This is a genomic window from Mesorhizobium sp. M1169 (assembly GCF_040318345.1).
Lineage (GTDB): Bacteria > Pseudomonadota > Alphaproteobacteria > Rhizobiales > Rhizobiaceae > Mesorhizobium.
In genome coordinates this window covers 1-15,630 of record NZ_JAMYME010000030.1, presented here as the reverse complement: position 1 = coordinate 15,630, position 15,630 = coordinate 1, and the positions used below count along the sequence as shown (strand labels likewise).

18 protein-coding genes are annotated in these 15,630 nt (G+C 63.7%); 7 read left to right on the top strand and 11 right to left on the bottom strand.

Annotated features, from left to right (window positions below; genetic code table 11):
• Positions 1 to 50: 50 nt before the first annotated feature.
• Both NKH41_RS24230 and NKH41_RS24225 read right to left on the bottom strand, forming a co-directional pair.
• Positions 51 to 578 (bottom strand): gamma carbonic anhydrase family protein, encoded by a 528-nt coding sequence (locus NKH41_RS24230; RefSeq protein ID WP_352451109.1) that lies wholly within the window; start codon positions 576 to 578, stop codon positions 51 to 53.
• 18 nt (positions 579 to 596) lie between these two features.
• Positions 597 to 941, bottom strand: a complete 345-nt coding sequence (locus tag NKH41_RS24225) for a DUF6949 family protein (RefSeq protein WP_352620837.1) — start codon at positions 939 to 941, stop codon at positions 597 to 599.
• A 119-nt stretch (positions 942 to 1,060) separates the two neighbouring features.
• Between NKH41_RS24225 and NKH41_RS24220 the strand changes: the two genes are divergently transcribed.
• Positions 1,061 to 1,792 carry a hypothetical protein gene (locus NKH41_RS24220; RefSeq protein WP_352934320.1) on the top strand — a complete coding sequence of 244 codons (732 nt, stop codon included), beginning with the start codon at positions 1,061 to 1,063 and terminating at the stop codon, positions 1,790 to 1,792.
• 265 nt (positions 1,793 to 2,057) lie between these two features.
• Here NKH41_RS24220 and NKH41_RS24215 read toward each other — a convergent pair whose 3' ends face one another.
• Positions 2,058 to 2,261, bottom strand: a complete 204-nt coding sequence (locus NKH41_RS24215; RefSeq protein WP_023674799.1) for a DUF3126 family protein — start codon at positions 2,259 to 2,261, stop codon at positions 2,058 to 2,060.
• A gap of 211 nt (positions 2,262 to 2,472) precedes the next feature.
• Positions 2,473 to 3,321 carry a serine O-acetyltransferase gene (cysE, locus tag NKH41_RS24210; RefSeq protein ID WP_023717455.1) on the bottom strand — a complete coding sequence of 283 codons (849 nt, stop codon included), beginning with the start codon at positions 3,319 to 3,321 and terminating at the stop codon, positions 2,473 to 2,475.
• Between the two features lie 159 nt (positions 3,322 to 3,480).
• Between cysE and NKH41_RS24205 the strand changes: the two genes are divergently transcribed.
• Positions 3,481 to 4,095, top strand: a complete 615-nt coding sequence (locus NKH41_RS24205; RefSeq protein WP_352934317.1) for an HD domain-containing protein — start codon at positions 3,481 to 3,483, stop codon at positions 4,093 to 4,095.
• Between the two features lie 42 nt (positions 4,096 to 4,137).
• Here the strand turns inward: NKH41_RS24205 and NKH41_RS24200 are convergent, their stop codons facing one another.
• The 4 genes from NKH41_RS24200 to NKH41_RS24185 all read right to left on the bottom strand — a co-directional run bounded on the left by NKH41_RS24200 (position 4,138) and on the right by NKH41_RS24185 (position 6,614).
• Complete coding sequence (locus NKH41_RS24200) at positions 4,138 to 4,566, bottom strand: hypothetical protein (RefSeq protein ID WP_352934314.1); 429 nt, start codon at positions 4,564 to 4,566, stop codon at positions 4,138 to 4,140.
• A gap of 80 nt (positions 4,567 to 4,646) precedes the next feature.
• The gene (locus NKH41_RS24195) at positions 4,647 to 5,414 is read right to left on the bottom strand and encodes an alpha/beta fold hydrolase (RefSeq protein WP_352746715.1); all 768 of its coding nucleotides are present in this window, start codon (positions 5,412 to 5,414) and stop codon (positions 4,647 to 4,649) included.
• Positions 5,415 to 5,434: 20 nt separating this feature from the next.
• The gene (locus NKH41_RS24190; protein WP_352620826.1) at positions 5,435 to 5,998 is read right to left on the bottom strand and encodes a DUF192 domain-containing protein; all 564 of its coding nucleotides are present in this window, start codon (positions 5,996 to 5,998) and stop codon (positions 5,435 to 5,437) included.
• A gap of 19 nt (positions 5,999 to 6,017) precedes the next feature.
• Positions 6,018 to 6,614: a cold-shock protein gene (locus NKH41_RS24185; protein WP_502906047.1), complete on the bottom strand. Its 597-nt coding sequence runs from the start codon at positions 6,612 to 6,614 to the stop codon at positions 6,018 to 6,020.
• A gap of 215 nt (positions 6,615 to 6,829) precedes the next feature.
• On the opposite strand from NKH41_RS24185, the gene gloA reads away from it, so the two are divergent.
• Both gloA and NKH41_RS24175 read left to right on the top strand, forming a co-directional pair.
• Positions 6,830 to 7,270 (top strand): lactoylglutathione lyase, encoded by a 441-nt coding sequence (gene gloA, locus NKH41_RS24180; RefSeq protein ID WP_023674793.1) that lies wholly within the window; start codon positions 6,830 to 6,832, stop codon positions 7,268 to 7,270.
• A gap of 78 nt (positions 7,271 to 7,348) precedes the next feature.
• The gene (locus NKH41_RS24175) at positions 7,349 to 7,642 is read left to right on the top strand and encodes a DUF2218 domain-containing protein (RefSeq protein ID WP_254817703.1); all 294 of its coding nucleotides are present in this window, start codon (positions 7,349 to 7,351) and stop codon (positions 7,640 to 7,642) included.
• Between the two features lie 8 nt (positions 7,643 to 7,650).
• Here the strand turns inward: NKH41_RS24175 and NKH41_RS24170 are convergent, their stop codons facing one another.
• Positions 7,651 to 8,223: a DUF1697 domain-containing protein gene (locus tag NKH41_RS24170; RefSeq protein ID WP_352934311.1), complete on the bottom strand. Its 573-nt coding sequence runs from the start codon at positions 8,221 to 8,223 to the stop codon at positions 7,651 to 7,653.
• On the bottom strand, positions 8,220 to 9,476 hold the full coding sequence (gene ilvA / locus NKH41_RS24165; protein WP_352934308.1) for a threonine ammonia-lyase IlvA: 1,257 nt from the start codon (positions 9,474 to 9,476) through the stop codon (positions 8,220 to 8,222). The genes NKH41_RS24170 and ilvA overlap by 4 nt, the downstream gene beginning before the upstream one ends.
• Before the next feature lie 128 nt (positions 9,477 to 9,604).
• On the opposite strand from ilvA, the gene NKH41_RS24160 reads away from it, so the two are divergent.
• From NKH41_RS24160 to NKH41_RS24150, 3 genes are all read left to right on the top strand, one after another.
• Positions 9,605 to 10,999: a M24 family metallopeptidase gene (locus tag NKH41_RS24160; RefSeq protein ID WP_352934305.1), complete on the top strand. Its 1,395-nt coding sequence runs from the start codon at positions 9,605 to 9,607 to the stop codon at positions 10,997 to 10,999.
• 104 nt (positions 11,000 to 11,103) lie between these two features.
• Positions 11,104 to 12,177, top strand: coding sequence for an alpha/beta hydrolase (locus tag NKH41_RS24155; RefSeq protein ID WP_352451120.1), 1,074 nt, complete (start codon positions 11,104 to 11,106; stop codon positions 12,175 to 12,177).
• Positions 12,178 to 12,309: 132 nt separating this feature from the next.
• Positions 12,310 to 13,473 carry an alpha/beta hydrolase gene (locus tag NKH41_RS24150; protein WP_352934302.1) on the top strand — a complete coding sequence of 388 codons (1,164 nt, stop codon included), beginning with the start codon at positions 12,310 to 12,312 and terminating at the stop codon, positions 13,471 to 13,473.
• A gap of 129 nt (positions 13,474 to 13,602) precedes the next feature.
• Here NKH41_RS24150 and ade read toward each other — a convergent pair whose 3' ends face one another.
• Complete coding sequence (gene ade / locus NKH41_RS24145) at positions 13,603 to 15,414, bottom strand: adenine deaminase (protein WP_352934299.1); 1,812 nt, start codon at positions 15,412 to 15,414, stop codon at positions 13,603 to 13,605.
• Positions 15,415 to 15,630: the final 216 nt, after the last annotated feature.

The window sequence follows — 15,630 nt, the reverse complement described above, 5'->3', positions numbered from 1 at the left end:
GGGGTTATGCTTCGGTATCTTAAGGCCCGGCTCCGCCATTTCCGGGTCGGCTAGACCTTCTTCAGCCCCGCCCTGAACCGCCTGCCGTTTGCCACATAATGCGCGGCCGAGGCGCGCAGCCTGGCGACTGCGGCCTCGTCGAGCATCCTGACGACGCGCGCGGGTGAGCCGACGATCAGCGAATTGTCGGGGAATTCCTTGCCTTCGGTGACCAGCGCGCCGGCGCCGACCTGCGAGTTGTTGCCGATTTTCGCGCCGTTCAGCACGATGGCGCCCATGCCGATCAGGCTGTTGTCGCCGATCGTGCAGCCATGCAGCAAGGCACGGTGGCCGATCGTGCAGCCTTGGCCGACGGTCAGCGGAAAGCCGGCGTCGGTGTGCATGATTGTGTGCTCCTGCACGTTTGTGTCGGCGCCGATGACGATCGGCTCGTCGTCGCCGCGGACGACGACGCCGAACCAGAAGCCGGCATTGCGGCCGATCCTGATATTGCCGATCAGCGTGGCATCGGGCGCGATCCAGTTGCTGTCGGCGTCCTCGAAGGCGGGCGCTTTTCCGTCAATCGCGTAGATCGGCATTGCTGTCTCCAGATCGTCTCACACCGACAAGCTGCCAGACCCTAGAAGCGAAGCCGCCCAGGACGCAATGGCGATCACCACCATGCCCAGCGCCAGCGCCCAGATGGTCGCCGTACAGCCGCAGGAGATCAGCCCCAGCACCGAGATGCGACGCTCGCGCCAGCCGTCCAGCGCCTCGTTGGCGAACATCAGCGGCCCGGCGCAAGCCGTCGCGGCGAGCGAGCGCAGCATGTGCTTCGACGATACATAGGGCTGGACGAAGGCAAGCCTGCGGCCGGCGATCAGCTCCATCGCCGATCCGGCCAGGCCGCAAGCCGTCAGCCCAGCCATAAAACTGAATATGATTTGTTCGACCGGGCCCATCTTTACCCTCCGTTTACCATGAAATCGCAAAGTCGCCTGCAAAAGCTGCGAAGCAAGAGCCGTGCCGGGCCGAGATGTGCCGCTCAGGCACACCCGATGGACGGTAAACGAGGGTCGCGATGAAGCAGGCAGCCGCCACAGAGGGCCAGCAACTCAGCGTCGTCGATTCGACGCTGATGAAGCGAGTGTTTTATGCGTTCGCGACGCTGGCGCTGCTTTCGGTAGCGATCAGCCTTGGCGGCAAATGGTTCGGCCGCTCGATCGCCATGGCCGGGTACACCGACGAAACCACGGTCCACAAGGTCGTCATCGGCAACAACGTCATCGCCGTGCCGGCCAATGTCATCCGCTTTGCCCAGGCCCGGCGCGACGGCATCGCCTCGCGGCTCGACCTCTATCTGCGCTATCCCGAGATGGACGGCTACAGCGAGGCTGCCCGCAACGACTTCAACCACACCGGACCCAGCAAGGACATCGTCTTCCTGTCGTTCGAGCCGCAGATGATGTCGCGCGACATGAGCGGCCGCTTCGCGCCGATCTACAGCGCGCTGATCGCCAGGCCGGGTACGCCCGGCCCTGGCGGCACCACGCTTTACGCCTTCAGCGAAAAATCAGGCTATCTCAACGAAGTGCTGGCGGTCGCCGATCGCCCCGGAAAGGATCCGTTCGTCGCACGCTGCCTGAGCGGCCCGAGCTCGGACGAATCGCTGGCGCCCTGCGAGCGCGACATCCTGGTCGGCGACAATCTCAGCCTTACCTACCGCTTCCCCCGGGAATTCCTGGGCGACTGGCAGGGGCTCGACGCGGCGATTTCTGCCGAAGCAGCGCGTGTGCTGAAGACCGGGCGGTAAGCAACGAAACGAGCCGTTCCGTAGCGATCCTTCGCGCCCCTCTCTGTCCTACCGGACATCTCCCCCACGAGGGGGGAGATCGGCCGTCATCTTGGCTTTCGCCAATCTCCAATGTTGCAGGAAGAGTGCAGCGCCGAGGCTGCCAATCTCCCCCTTCGTGGGGGAGATGTCCGGTAGGACAGAGAGGGGCGCTGTCCCGCCGCCGTCCTGTAAGGTTCCGTACCGCCGCAGCGCTTGAGGCGTAGCGGCCAGCTAAACTCCCGACTCAGGCCAGGTCGATGTCGAGGATCGCCATCGAGAAATTATAGTCCCCGTCGTCCTCGTCCTTGAAGACGATGCCAAGGAACTCGTCGCCGACATAGACCTCGGCCGAATCTTCCTTGCGCGGCCGCGCCTTCACTTCGAGTTTAGGGTTCTGGAAGGTGCGCTTGAAATAGGCGTCCAGCTTTCTGATTTCGTCCGGCTTCAACAGTCTTCTCCGATCGTCGCTTGCTAAAGTGCGTCGCGTCTGAAGAGACGATGCGACGCGCTTTAAATCTTGCTTCATGCATGTCGCTATCCCAAAAACCGCTGGGCACTTTGGGCGACATGCATTGGTGAGCGCGCTTCTGGCACGTCGACAATGGCCATGTAAAGGCAAGCCGGCATGGGGGGCAGGAATTCAGCCCCTGCCCGAGCACTCAGATGTCGAAGCTGACGACGTGGTCCATCGTCTGCGATGGCAACAGCTGGTCCATCTGCCGCGAAGGCTGGTCGCAGCCGGTCTCGCCGACGACGCGGGCCGGCACGCCGGCAACCGTCTTGTTGTGCGGTACCGGCGACAGCACCACCGAGCCGGCCGCGATCTTCGAGCAATGGCCGATCTCGATGTTGCCGAGGATCTTGGCGCCGGCGCCGATCAGCACGCCGTAGCGGATCTTGGGATGGCGGTCGCCGCCGGCCTTGCCGGTGCCGCCCAGCGTCACGCCGTGCAGGATCGACACGTCGTCCTCGATCACCGCCGTCTGGCCGACGACGAGGCCGGTGGCGTGGTCGAGGAAGATGCCCTTGCCGATGCGGGCAGCCGGATTGATGTCGGTCTGGAACACCGAGGACGACCGGCTCTGCAAATACAGCGCGAAGTCCTGGCGGCCCTGGTTCCACAGCCAATGCGCCAGCCGGTGCGTCTGGATGGCGTGAAAACCCTTGAAGTAGAGCACCGGCATGATGAAGCGGTCGCAGGCCGGATCACGGTCGTAATAGGCCTGGATATCGACGCGCACCGTCGTCGACCAGTCCTTGTCGTCGGCCGCCATCGCCTTGAACGTCTGGCGGATGAGGTCGGAGCCGATGTCCTGATGGGCGAGGCGCTCGGCCAGCCGGTGAATGACCGCTTCTTCCAGGTTTTCCTGATTGAGGATGGTCGAATAGAGGAACGCCGCCAGCAGCGGATCGCGGTTGACCGCTTCCATAGCTTCGTCGCGGATCGAACGCCAGATCGGATCTACCGGCTGCACCCTGGTGGGACGGGAAATCGTAACGCTGTTCATCTGATGTCTCCGGCCATCCAATGTCTCGCCCATCCAATGTCTCGGTTGGCGGCTTGCCTATTCTCCGGCCGCACCTATAAGCCAGATCATAGCACGGGTGAACTCAATTTTCCTTAGTGCTTCGTGAAATGGATTTGGTTGGCGGAATTTCAAGCAGCCATGGAAAACGCAATCTTGATGGACGAGACCCTGAAGCGCGAGCTTTCCGCGCTCTATGGGGCCGAAGATCGCCACTACCACGACCTTGGCCACATTGAGGCGATGCTGGCGCTGGCCAATGATTACAAGGCGTTGTTGCATGATCCTGAAGCAGTCGAGGCAGCGATCTGGTTTCACGACGCGATCTACGACAGCCGCGCCAAGGACAATGAGGCGAGGAGTGCCGCACTTGCCGAGGAAAAGCTCGCCGGTCGCGCCGATGCACAACGCCTCGGTCGCATCGCGGCGATGATCACTGCCACCGCCGGCCACGAATTGCCGCCCCTTGGCGACCAGCATTCAGTTCGCGACGCGGCGCTGTTCCTCGACATGGACCTGGCGATACTGGGTGCTGCGCCCGACGTGTTCGACGCCTACGAGCAGGCGGTCCGCCGCGAATATCAGTGGGTCGAAGAGCCGATGTGGCGGGCCGGCCGTGCCGCAGTGCTAGAGGGCTTCCTCGCGCGTCCGCATATCTTCCACAGCGAGGAATTCCGCCGGCGCTTCGAAACCCAGGCCCGGCATAACATGGCGCGCTCGCTCAGGGCGCTGGGGCACAGCCCGCGCCGATCGTAGCCCGACGCGTCGGCCACTTGCGTCCGGAAGATTTGCCCGAAATCACGTAAACGCGCCTATGGTCGATGCCATGGCCCACAGCATAAACACCCCGGCGGCAAGCGACGCGCCGTTGACCACGATGCCAGCCAGGCCGAGCAAACGATTGTCGTTTGGACGACCCAGCGCCATCAGCCCGAAGACCGCGCCGGTAAGATGCGCCAATGGCCCGATCAGGAAAAATACCGCTATGAAGAAGCCTGTCACACTGTGCTGGATAAGCACGGACGCGTCGCTCGGCATTGCCATCAACGCGGTGATCGCTATCGCGCCTGCCACCAATGCAGCCAGCCCTAGAACAACGGACCATTCGCCGAACCTGCTTTTCGCAACGATGCCCAGCAAAGCGGCGTCGCTTCTTCCCCATTGTGCCATCGTACCCTCTGCCCCCTCGTTCAGCGCGTGGCGGGTTTGAACCGATCCACGCGTCACGCTTAGTTATCCCCGTATCGTTGCAAAACCGCTAAGAACCCCAGCTTCAGGCCCAATGGCCGCTTTTGGGGAGCCATCCGTCAAAACCGATGCTCGGCATAAAACTCCAGCACGCGCTGCTTGAAGGTCTTGTCGCCGACCGCCAGCATATGGTCGCGGCCTTCGATGTGAAAAGCCCTGGCGTTGGGCATCAAAGCGGCGAGTTCATCCGGCGAGCCGCCGATGTCGTCCTTGGTTCCCACCGCAATCAAGGTCGGCTGGGCAATGCGGGCAATGTCGGCCTCGCTCAGCAATTCGCGTGAGGTGGCGATGCAGGCGGCGAGCGCGCGGCGATCGCTGCGGGTCTGATCGGCGAACGCGCGGAACGAGCGGCCGCGCGGATCGCTAGTGCCTGCCGGATCGTCGGCCAGAAGGGCGTCGGCTATCGGATCCCAGTCGCCGACGCCGTCGATCATGCCGATGCCGAGACCGCCGAAGACCAGCGTCGCCACCTTCTCCGGGTCGGAGAGCGCCAGGAAGGCCGATATGCGCGCGCCCATCGAATAACCCATGACATGAGCGCGTTCGATGCCGAGATGGTTCAAAAGCGCTGCCGCGTCCGACGCCATTTTTGCCGGCGTGTAGTCGGCTTCGTCATAGCTCTTCGACGACGAGCCATGGCCGCGATTGTCGAAGGCGATCGCACGATAGCCGGCGTCGTTCAGCGTCTTGAACCAGCCGGGCGACACCCAGTTGACGTAATGGCTCGAGGCAAAGCCGTGGATCATCAGCACCGGATCGCCCTGCCCCGATGCCGGCTGGCGGTCAAGGAAAGCAAGGTCGAAACCGTCATGTGAGAAGAACTGCATCGGCCGAAGATCCTGCCCGCTCAGTCGGAATCGACACTCGGCGCATCGCCCTTGTCGGGCGGCGGCATGGCCGGCCCCGGCGCCGTGCCGATGGCCGGATGGCGCAGCAGGTCGCCGTCCTTAATGCCCTTTTTGGCGGCCGTGCCCGCCTTGAGCTCGAGCACGAAGCGCACCGGTTCGTCCGGCGAGATGATCGCCTCCGACTGCGGCTCGCCTTGCTCGATCGCCCGGATCCGGCCGTCCTGTCCGACGAAGATCAGGTCGAGCGGCATCGGCGTGTTCTTCATCCAGAAACTCACATCCTGCGGCGCGCCGAACACGAACAGCATGCCGTGATTGTCGGCCATGTGCCGGCGGAACATTAGCCCGGCTTCGCGCTCGGCGGGCGTGTCGGCGATTTCCACGGAAAAAGAACGCTCGCCGGCCTTCGTCACCGCGACCAGCGGCGCCGGGTCGACGGGAAGGATCATCGCCTTGCCGTCGGCGGAACTCGGTTGCTGAAAATAGAAGAACGCACTTGCGGCGACGATGAGGAAAATCCCGGCGCAGAGCGCGCCCGCGGTCACCCGGTTCCTGTGAGCCATATGAAATCCTCGGCCGGAACTAATGCGAGATCGGCAAGGTACCCATATCGGGGTGAATTTCGGCAGCCATAAGGCCTTTGTCGCCGCGTCCGAAGCGGACCAGCACCACCTGGCCCGGCCGGAGTTCGGTGATGCCGTAGCGGCGCAGCGTCTCCATGTGGACGAAAATGTCCTCGGTGCCCTCGCCCCGGGTCAGAAAGCCGAACCCCTTGGTGCGGTTGAACCATTTGACCAGCGCCCGTTCGAGGCCGCTTTCCGGCGTCACCGCGACATGGGTGCGCTGCTCCTGCATCTCCGCCGGATGCACCGCCGTGGTGACATCCATCGAGAGCACGCGGAAGGCCTGCAGCCCGCGCTCGCCCTGCTTGACCAGGCAGACGACACGGGCGCCTTCCAGGGCGGTCTGAAAACCGTCCTTTCGAAGGCATGTCACATGGAGGAGGATGTCGCCCGAAGTACCATCATCGGGAAGGATGAAACCGTAGCCCTTGGCCACGTCGAACCATTTGATGGCGCCGGCGATTTCGACGAGATCGGCCGTATCGGCGCTCTCATCCCGCTTCAACGCATCGTTACCGGCCCCGTCCCGCCCCATGAAAGAGGCCTTTTCCCCCATAAGAACGCCCCCTTTTTTCAACAAACACCGCAACTGATTCTTGGTATCAGATTAACACCGCGGCTTCCGGTGTGTGCAAGACCTGACGTGCCTTTTTTCACGGTTCCGTACAGGAATAGCGGATTTGCCGTTTGCCGGCGCCGGCAAGCGTGGCCAATTGCCCTTTGGCCGGGCCGCCCCTATGTTGCGCCGCAACGCAACATAAGGAGGAAATCATGCGCTATCTGCACACCATGGTCCGCGTCGCCGACATCGATGCTTCGCTCGATTTCTACTGCAACAAGCTTGGCCTCAAGGAGGTGCGCCGCCATGAAAACGAGCAAGGCCGCTACACGCTGATCTTCCTCGCCGCCCCCGAAGACGAGCAGAGCGGCATCAGCGAGAAAGCGCCGCTGGTCGAGCTGACCTACAATTGGGACCCGGAAGACTACAAGGGCGGCCGCAATTTCGGCCATCTCGCCTATGAGGTCGACGACATCTACGCCACCTGTCAGCGGCTGATGGACAATGGCGTTACCATCAACCGGCCGCCGCGCGACGGCAACATGGCGTTCGTCAAATCGCCGGACGGCATCTCGATCGAGCTTTTGCAGAAAGGCCCGGCCAAGCCCAAGGCCGAACCGTGGGCCTCGATGCCGAACACCGGCAGCTGGTAACCGATCACGCCATCTTGAACGGACGCAGGCGGGCCCTGGTTCGGTTTTCGCGTCAGCATTCCCAAGGAGAATTCATTCATGCCGGCCAGCCATGTCGACGTCGCCACCGAACATGCCAGCCGCTATCTGCAGCAGCTGTGCAAACATTGGGCGCACAAGTTTCCCGTCGAATTCGACCCGAACCACGGCACCATCGATCTGACGCTCGGCCGCACGGTTCTCGATGCCGACCCGGCTGCGCTGCACATTGCAGTGACGACCGATGAAGCCGGCTCGCTCGAGCGCCTGGAAACGGTCGTCGCCGAGCACATCAAGCGCTTCGCCTTCCGTGAAGAGCTGGCATTCGACTGGAAACGCGCTCCGGCCGCGTAGACGACCTGTCAACCGCCGGCCTGGGCCATGTCCAGCAGCATCAGCACGGTGCGCCAATTGCGCGCCGTGCCCGGCACCTTCAGAACGCGCGGAATGAGATTGGCAAACACCGATTTGCCGAGCCCGTCAGGCGCATGCAGGTAGAGCACGTCGCCCTTGATCTCGAAGCGTTCGGGCCCGGTGCATTTTTCCGCCAGCCGGGCGACCTCCTCGGCGGTCGGCCGGCGCTCCAGCGCATAGGCATGCAGCTTGGTCGGCTCGCCGGCCACTTCCGGATAGGGATTGTCCGACGCCAGCCGCTCGAGCCAGCCGAGATCGCGCACCATGATGCGTGAATGGAACCCCCATTTCTTCTCGAATTCCGCTTCCAACCGCTTGGTCAGCGTCGCCGCATCGCCATCTGGCGACCGGAACACGGCGTTGCCGCTCTGCACATAGGTGGCGACATCGGAGAAGCCGAGCTGCTCGAAAAATGACCTGAGTTCCGCCATCTTGACGATGCGGTTGCCGCCGACATTGATGCCGGAAAACAGCGCGATAAAAACGTTCGCCGGAGCGTTCGGAAGATCGTTGCTGCTCATATGATGAACCCGGCGAGCGTCTCGTTGTCTGTGATGTCCTGGTAATGGACGCTCTCGGCGTCGAAATTCGCCTTGAGCAGGTCGAAATTGCGGCGGTCCTTGGTTTCGATACCGATCAGCACCGAACCGAAATTGCGCGCCGATTTCTTCAGATATTCGAAGCGGGCGATGTCGTCGTCGGGACCCAGCAATTCGAGGAAATCGCGCAGCGCGCCGGGCCGTTGCGGAAAGCGGATGATGAAGTATTTCTTCAAGCCCTCGAAGCGCAGCGCCCGTTCCTTCACATCCGGCAGCCGCTCGAAATCGAAATTGCCGCCCGACACCACGGCGACGATGGTCTTGCCCCTGATTTCCTTCCTGGAAAAATCCTTGAGCGCATCGATCGCCAGCGCGCCGGCCGGCTCGAGCACGACGCCCTCGACATTGAGCATTTCGATCATGGTTGCGCAGAGCCGGTTTTCCGGGATCAGCCGCACGGTGTCGGCGGCAAACTCCCTGAGGTGGCGCAGCGGCTCGCGGCCGATCTCGGCCACCGCCGCGCCGTCGACGAAATTGTCGACCTTGGCGAGCTTGACCCGCTTTCCGGCGGCGAGGCTCTCGCTCAGGCTCGGGGCGCCGGCCGGCTCGCAAAAGACGAAACGTGTTTCTCGCTGCTGGTCGGCGAAATAATGGGTGACGCTGGCGGCCAGGCCGCCGCCGCCGACCGGCAGCATGACGATATCAGCCATGCGCGCACCGGGCATCTGGCCTGATATCTCGTAGGCGACGGTCGCCTGCCCTTCGATGATGTCCTTATGGTCGAACGGCGGCACCATGTGTGCGCCGGCAGTTTCGGTGAATTCGAGTGCGGCGCGGTAGCAGTCGTCGAAGAAATCGCCGACCAGCCTGATCTCGACGAATTCGCCGCCGAACAGCCGCGTCTTGTCGATCTTCTGCTGCGGCGTGGTCACCGGCATGAAGACGACGCCCCTCTTGCCGAAATGGCGGCAGACGAAGGCAAAGCCCTGCGCATGATTGCCGGCCGAGGCGCAGACGAACAGCTCGGCCTGATTGCCGGCGGCGAGCGTCTTGCGGAAGAAGTTGAAGGCGCCGCGGATCTTGTAGGAGCGCACCGGCGTCAGGTCCTCGCGCTTCAGCAGCACCCGCGCGCCGGTTTTCTTCGACAGATAGTCGTTTTCCTGCAGCGGCGTTTCCGGAAAGATCTCGCGGATCGCCGCAGCGGCAGCAGCGACGCGAGAGGAGAAACTGGTCATGGCACGAGCACCCCACAGGCTACGCGAGTTCGGTCCCGCTATTGCATATCTGGCCTCGTGAAGCCATTGTCCGGCCGCCCCGAAGGGGCATTTCCGGAATCAACGTAAGCATTTGGGGGCGTTTGCTCATGCCTGTCGCATCGGTTGCCCAGAAAACCGTGTCGCTGCCGGAGTTCGGCGAGCCGACGGTGATGCCGCTGGTTACGCGCGCCACCTATGAGGCCCGTATCGCGGCGCTGGTCGCACTTGGCCGGTTCGATGTCTTCGTCGTCTATGGCGACCGCGAACATGCGGCCAATGTCGCCTACCTCTGCGGCTACGATCCTCGCTTCGAGGAGACGCTGCTGGTCATCGTTCCCGGTAAGCCGCCGAAACTGCTGGTCGGCAATGAGGGCTGGGGCTATGCCGAGATCTGCGACGGGCCTTACGAGCGCGTGCTCTACCAGACGTTCTCGCTGCCGGCGCAGCCGCGCGACCGTTCGCAAGCGCTGGCCGACATCCTCGTCGGTTGCGGCCTGAAAGCCGGCCAGCGCATCGGCGCCATCGGCTGGAAGCCGTTCGGCCCCGGCGATGCGGGTTTTGGCGAAACGACGCTCGACCTGCCGTCCTTCATCGCCGACACGTTGCGCAGCCTTGCCGGCGATAGGGGCGTGATCGTCAACGCGGCGAACCTTTTGATGAACCCTGCCGACGGCCTGCGCGCCATCAACGAGGCCGACCAACTGGCCGCGTTCGAATTCGCCGCGACCTATTCCTCGCAAGGCCTGCGCAATGTCCTGCAAGGCATCGAACCCGGCATGACCGAATTGCAGGCGGCGCGGCTGATGGGCATCAACGGCCTGCCGCAATGCTGCCACCCGATGCTGTCGGCCGGCAGGCGGGCGGCCTATGGCCTGCCAAGCCCGCGTCTTGACGTCATCAAGCGCGGCGACCCGATCACCATGGCCTATGGCATCCAGGGCTCGCTCAATGCCCGCGCCGGTTTTCTGGTCGAGGACGCGGCCGAGCTTCCGAGGGGCATCCAGGACTATGTCGAGAAGCTGGTCGCGCCCTATTTCTGCGCCGTCGTCGACTGGTACGAGACGGTCGGCATCGGCGTTCCCGGCGGCGCGTTGTGGCAAGCTGTGCATGAGCGCATCGGCGATCGGTTCTTCGGCGTAGCGCTCAACCCCGGCCATCTCATCCATATCGACGAATGGATGCATTCGCCGGTATTTTCCGGCTCCGACATCAGATTGAAATCGGGCATGGCCTTGCAGGTCGACATCATCCCGGCGACCGGCACCGATTATTTCACCACAAACATCGAGGACGGCATCGCGCTGGCCGACGAGGCGCTGCGCGAAGAGATCGCGGCGCGCCATCCCGAAGCCTGGCGCCGCATCGAGGCGCGCCGCGCCTTCATGCGCGACGTGCTCGGCATAAGGTTGAAGCCGGAAGTGCTGCCGTTTTCCAACATTCCGGCGTTCCTGCCGCCGTTCTGGCTTTCGCGCAACAGTGCGATGGCAGTCGCGGGGCGCTGAGCGCATTTCGGGCGCCTGCGACTTACTTCTGCCGCACTTCGCCTGTCCGGGAGGTGCGGCGGAGGTGGATGGGCCTTTGGTCAGGCCGGAGTGGAATTGCTTAAGTGCCCTTGAAGACGATTTGCATCATTGTCCTTGCCGCGCTGCTCGCCGGCTGCGGCGGCCGCCAAACCGAGGAACTGCTCGGCAGCGCCATGATGGCAGTGCCGGTGACGGAAATCGCCGGCAATCACTCGATCTTCATCGCCACGACGCGCAAGCGCTCCGACGATCCCAACAAGGTCTTCGACGGCGAGCGTTCGGCGACGCTGAACTATGCCCGCGTCAACGTCACCGTCCCCGGCATCCACAAGACAGGCCAGATCGAGCGGCGCTCGCGCGGCAAGTCGGACGATCCGGCCAAATACTTCATGGCTTCCGAGGTCGTCGGATACGACACCCAGCCGAAATTCTCCAGCGCGCTCAGCGCCGACATCGCGGCGCGCGGCGGCCGCGTCATGGTCTTCGTCCACGGCTACAACACCGGCTTCGACGACGCCGTCTACCGCGTCACCCAGATCACCCATGATTCCGGCTATCCGGGCACGCCGGTGCTGTTTTCCTGGGCGTCGGGCGCCAAGACCACCGACTACGTCTACGACAAGGAAAGCGCCAGCGTTGCCCGCGACCAGCTGGAAGTGACGCTGAGAATGCTGGCGCAGACCGGCGCGCGACGCATCGACATCGTCGCCCATTCGCTGGGGACCTGGGTTACCATGGAGGCGCTGCGCCAGCTCGCTATCACCGGCGACCGTGATCTGGGCGGCAAGCTCGGCGACGTCGTGCTGGCCTCGCCCGACATCGACGTCGACGTGTTCAAGAGCCAGATGCGCCGCTACGGCAAGCCGGACAAGCCGTTCATCCTGCTGCTCTCCGACGACGACCGGGCGCTGCGGCTCTCCGGCCTGATCGCCGGTGCGCGGCCGCGCGTTGGCGACTACAAGAACGCCGCCGACCTCGCCAGCTATGGCGTGTCGGTCGTCGATCTCTCCAGCGTCAAGGGAACCGACCGCTTCAACCACACCAAATTCGCCGATAATCCGGAATTGGTGCAGTTGATCGGCCAGAAGCTGCGCGAGGATGACGGGTTTGCCAGCGACCGCGAAGTGACAGACCGCATCGCCTCGGTAGGACAATAGCTGCATTGCGCGGCAGCGACCGTTGACCATTGCCGCACCATCGGAACAGTTTGAACTGGACCGTGCCGGCCTCTGCCTCTATCGAATAGGCCAAGACGTCTCCGGCTCGACGTCGCCTTTGCGGGAGCCCGCGTGATCGTACCTTCGAAGATCTTTCTCGTCGTTGCGTTCACGCTCGCGGTTACCGGCTGCGCCGGCCAGAACACGCACGATCTGCTCAACAAGACTACGATCATCGTGCCTGCTTCGGACATTGCGGCGACGCACAAGATCTTCGTCGCCACAACCCGGCAAAAGGCAATGAAAGAGCCCCGGCAGGTGTTCGACGGCGACCGTTCGCCGACCACCAGCTTTGCCAGCGTCGAGGTGACGGTGCCCAAAATCCACCAGCTCGGCGCCATCGAGCGGGTCAAGGGCTCGGCCAACAGCAATCCGGCGAAGGATTTCACGGCGACCGGCGTCACCTTCTACGAAGGCGCCCCGCAATTCGCCAAGGCGGTCGGCGCCGACATCGCCATGCGCGGCGACCGCGCGCTGGTTTTCGTGCACGGCTTCAACAACGGATTCGACGACGGTATCTACCGGCTGACGCAGATCGCGCACGACACGAAATACCCAGGCACGCCGGTGCTGTTTTCGTGGGCGTCGAGCGGCAAGACGACCGGCTACATCTACGACAAGGAAAGCGCCAATGCGGCGCGCGACGATCTCGAAGCGACGCTGCGCATGCTCGCCAGGAGCCGCGCCAAGAGCATCGACATCATTGCCCATTCGATGGGGACCTGGGTGACCATGGAAGCGTTGCGCCAGCTTGCCATCACCGGCGACCGCGACCTCGGCGGCAAGCTCGGCTACGTCATCCTGGCCTCGCCCGATATCGACGTCGACGTGTTCAAGAAGCAGATGATCCGCTACGGCAAGCCCGACAAGCCGTTCGCCGTGCTGCTTTCGGGCGACGACCGGGCGCTCAGGCTGTCGACCCTGATCTCCGGCGACAAGCCACGCGTCGGCGACTATGGCGACGCGGCCGACCTCGCCAGCTATGGCGTCTCGGTGGTCGACCTGACCAAGACCAAGGGCGGCGACCGGCTGAACCACGCCAAATTCGCCGACAATCCGTTCCTGGTGCAGCTGCTCGGCGACCGCTTGCGTGCCCCCGCGGGCCTCGCCTCCGAAGAGACCGCGCCGGCCCAGCTCGACAATCTCGGCCAGGGCCTCGGCAAGGCCGTCGGCTCGGTCGCCGAAATCGTCATCACCACGCCGTTCAAAGTGCTGACCATCGCCACCGGCGGGTGAGCCGACCTCTGCTGCCAAACGCGCCGGTGATTGGCAGCTGTCAACAAAAACGCTCTGCAGCGATCCTTCGCGCCCCCCTCTGTCCTGCCGGACAGAGGGGACGCTGTCCCTCCAGGGTTCAGTGATTCTTCAAACGAACAAATCAACCTTCTGAAAAGTTGTCACGTCGATCAGGCCGACGTCGGAAATTCTGAGCTCGGGGATGACGACCAGCGCCAGCAGCGAGTGCTGCATGTAGGCGTTGTTCAGCGAGCAGCCCATCTGGCGCATTGCGTCGCTGAGTTTGTCGGCCTTGGCGGCGACGATTTCGGCGCGCTCGTCCGACATCAGCCCGGCGATCCGCATTTCGACCAGCGCCAGCTCCTTGCCGTTGGAAAACAGCACGACGCCGCCGCCGACCTCGCCCAGCCGGTTCACGGCCAGAGCCATATCCTGCTTGTTGGTGCCGACGACGATGATGTGGTGGGCATCGTGGGCCACGCTCGAGGCCATGGCGCAGTCGCCGATATAGCCGAAGCCGGAGACGAAGGCGTTGGTGACGCCACCGGTGCCCTTGTGGCGCTCGACCAGCGCGATCTGGCAGACATCGTTGCGGCGATCCATGGCGACCAGCCCGTCCTCGACGGCAAGATCGGCCTCCAGCGCCCGCGTCGGCGCCTGATTCTCGATGACGCCGATGACCCGCACCCGCACCTCGTTGGCGCCCAGGGGTGCGGCGATGTCGAAATCGCCGGCCTTGAGCTTCCTGCCGAGCTTGACGGTGTTCTTCGCCGTCCGCGGATAGTTGTAGGCCGGAATGTCGATTTCGAGCTTGCCGCCCTTGGCCAGCCTGACGCCGCGGCCATAGACCTCGTCGATGGTCATTTCGGCGAGGTCGGAGACGATCAGCAGATCGGCGAGCCGCCCCGGCGCGATCGAGCCGATCTCGCGCTCCAGCCGGAAATGCTGGGCGGTGTTGAGCGTCGCCATCTGGATCGCCGTCACCGGCTTCAAGCCCTGGCTGATGGCGTGGCGCACGACCCGGTCCATATGGCCTTCGTGCACCAGCGTGCCGGAATGGCTGTCGTCGGTGCATAGGATGAAGTTGCGCGGGTCGAGCCCGCTCTCCGTCACCGCCTTGATCTGCGAGGCCACGTCGTACCAGGCCGAGCCCAGCCGCAGCATTGCCTTCATGCCCTGGCGGACGCGCGCGATGGCGTCCTCGGCGCGCGTGCCTTCGTGGTCATCCTCGGGGCCGCCGGCGACATAGCCATGGAACGGCAGGCCGAGATCGCGCGAGGCATAATGCCCGCCGACGGTCTTGCCGGCCCTCACCGTCGCGGCGATCTCACCCGACATCACCGGATCGTTGGCGGCGACGCCGGGAAAATTCATCACCTCGCCGAGCCCGATGATGTTTTCCCAGCTCATCGCTTCGGCAACGTCGGCGACGGTCAGTTCGGCGCCGGCATGCTCCAGCCCCGGTGCCGAAGGCACGCAGGACGGCATCTGCACGAGTACGTTGACCGGCATGGCGACAGCCTCGTCATGCATCAGCCGCACGCCCGGCAGGCCGAGCACGTTGGCGATCTCATGCGGATCGATGAACATCGAAGTTGTGCCATGCGGGATCACCGCGCGGCAGAATTCCGTCACCGTCACCATGCCGCTCTCGACATGCATATGCGCGTCGCAAAGCCCCGGCACCAGATAGCGGCCGCCGGCATCGACCACCTTAGTGCCCTGGCCGATGGCATGGCCGGCGTTCGGCCCGCAATAGGCAAAGCGGCCGCCGGCAATGGCAATGTCGGTGCCGGCGATGATCTCGCCCGAATGGACGTTGACCCAGCGCCCGTTGCGGATGACGAGATCGGCGGGTTTGCGACCCATAGCGACATCGACCAGATGCGTCGCCATCTCGGCCCAGGGTTTTGGTTTCGTCGCATTGGCGGTCTTCGGCATCAACAGGCTCCTCTTTGCCCGACTGTGCCAAGCCGCGAGGATTTTGACCAGCGGGGAAGTAAGCGCGGACGGCGAAGTTGCAGATCTCCCCCCTCGAGGCAGGGCTATCGCATTTGGATTCTTACGAAGATGGACCCCCACCCTAACCCTCCCCACAAGGGGGAGGGAATGCTGCCGCGCGCCCTTACTTCCCCTTTTGGCGCCGAAAGGCAGGCA

Excerpts from the sequence above, each read along its gene's own strand:
- ilvA (WP_352934308.1), bottom strand. The coding sequence starts at position 9,476 with ATGACCAGTTTCTCCTCTCGCGTCGCTGCTGCCGCTGCGGCGATCCGC.
- NKH41_RS24190 (WP_352620826.1), bottom strand. The coding sequence starts at position 5,998 with ATGGCTCACAGGAACCGGGTGACCGCGGGCGCGCTCTGCGCCGGGATT.
- NKH41_RS24170 (WP_352934311.1), bottom strand. The coding sequence starts at position 8,223 with ATGAGCAGCAACGATCTTCCGAACGCTCCGGCGAACGTTTTTATCGCG.
- ade (WP_352934299.1), bottom strand. The coding sequence starts at position 15,414 with ATGCCGAAGACCGCCAATGCGACGAAACCAAAACCCTGGGCCGAGATG.
- NKH41_RS24175 (WP_254817703.1), top strand. The coding sequence starts at position 7,349 with ATGCCGGCCAGCCATGTCGACGTCGCCACCGAACATGCCAGCCGCTAT.
- gloA (WP_023674793.1), top strand. The coding sequence starts at position 6,830 with ATGCGCTATCTGCACACCATGGTCCGCGTCGCCGACATCGATGCTTCG.
- NKH41_RS24205 (WP_352934317.1), top strand. The coding sequence starts at position 3,481 with ATGGAAAACGCAATCTTGATGGACGAGACCCTGAAGCGCGAGCTTTCC.
- NKH41_RS24185 (WP_502906047.1), bottom strand. The coding sequence starts at position 6,614 with ATGGGGGAAAAGGCCTCTTTCATGGGGCGGGACGGGGCCGGTAACGAT.
- NKH41_RS24225 (WP_352620837.1), bottom strand. The coding sequence starts at position 941 with ATGGGCCCGGTCGAACAAATCATATTCAGTTTTATGGCTGGGCTGACG.
- NKH41_RS24160 (WP_352934305.1), top strand. The coding sequence starts at position 9,605 with ATGCCTGTCGCATCGGTTGCCCAGAAAACCGTGTCGCTGCCGGAGTTC.
- NKH41_RS24220 (WP_352934320.1), top strand. The coding sequence starts at position 1,061 with ATGAAGCAGGCAGCCGCCACAGAGGGCCAGCAACTCAGCGTCGTCGAT.
- NKH41_RS24195 (WP_352746715.1), bottom strand. The coding sequence starts at position 5,414 with ATGCAGTTCTTCTCACATGACGGTTTCGACCTTGCTTTCCTTGACCGC.
- cysE (WP_023717455.1), bottom strand. The coding sequence starts at position 3,321 with ATGAACAGCGTTACGATTTCCCGTCCCACCAGGGTGCAGCCGGTAGAT.
- NKH41_RS24230 (WP_352451109.1), bottom strand. The coding sequence starts at position 578 with ATGCCGATCTACGCGATTGACGGAAAAGCGCCCGCCTTCGAGGACGCC.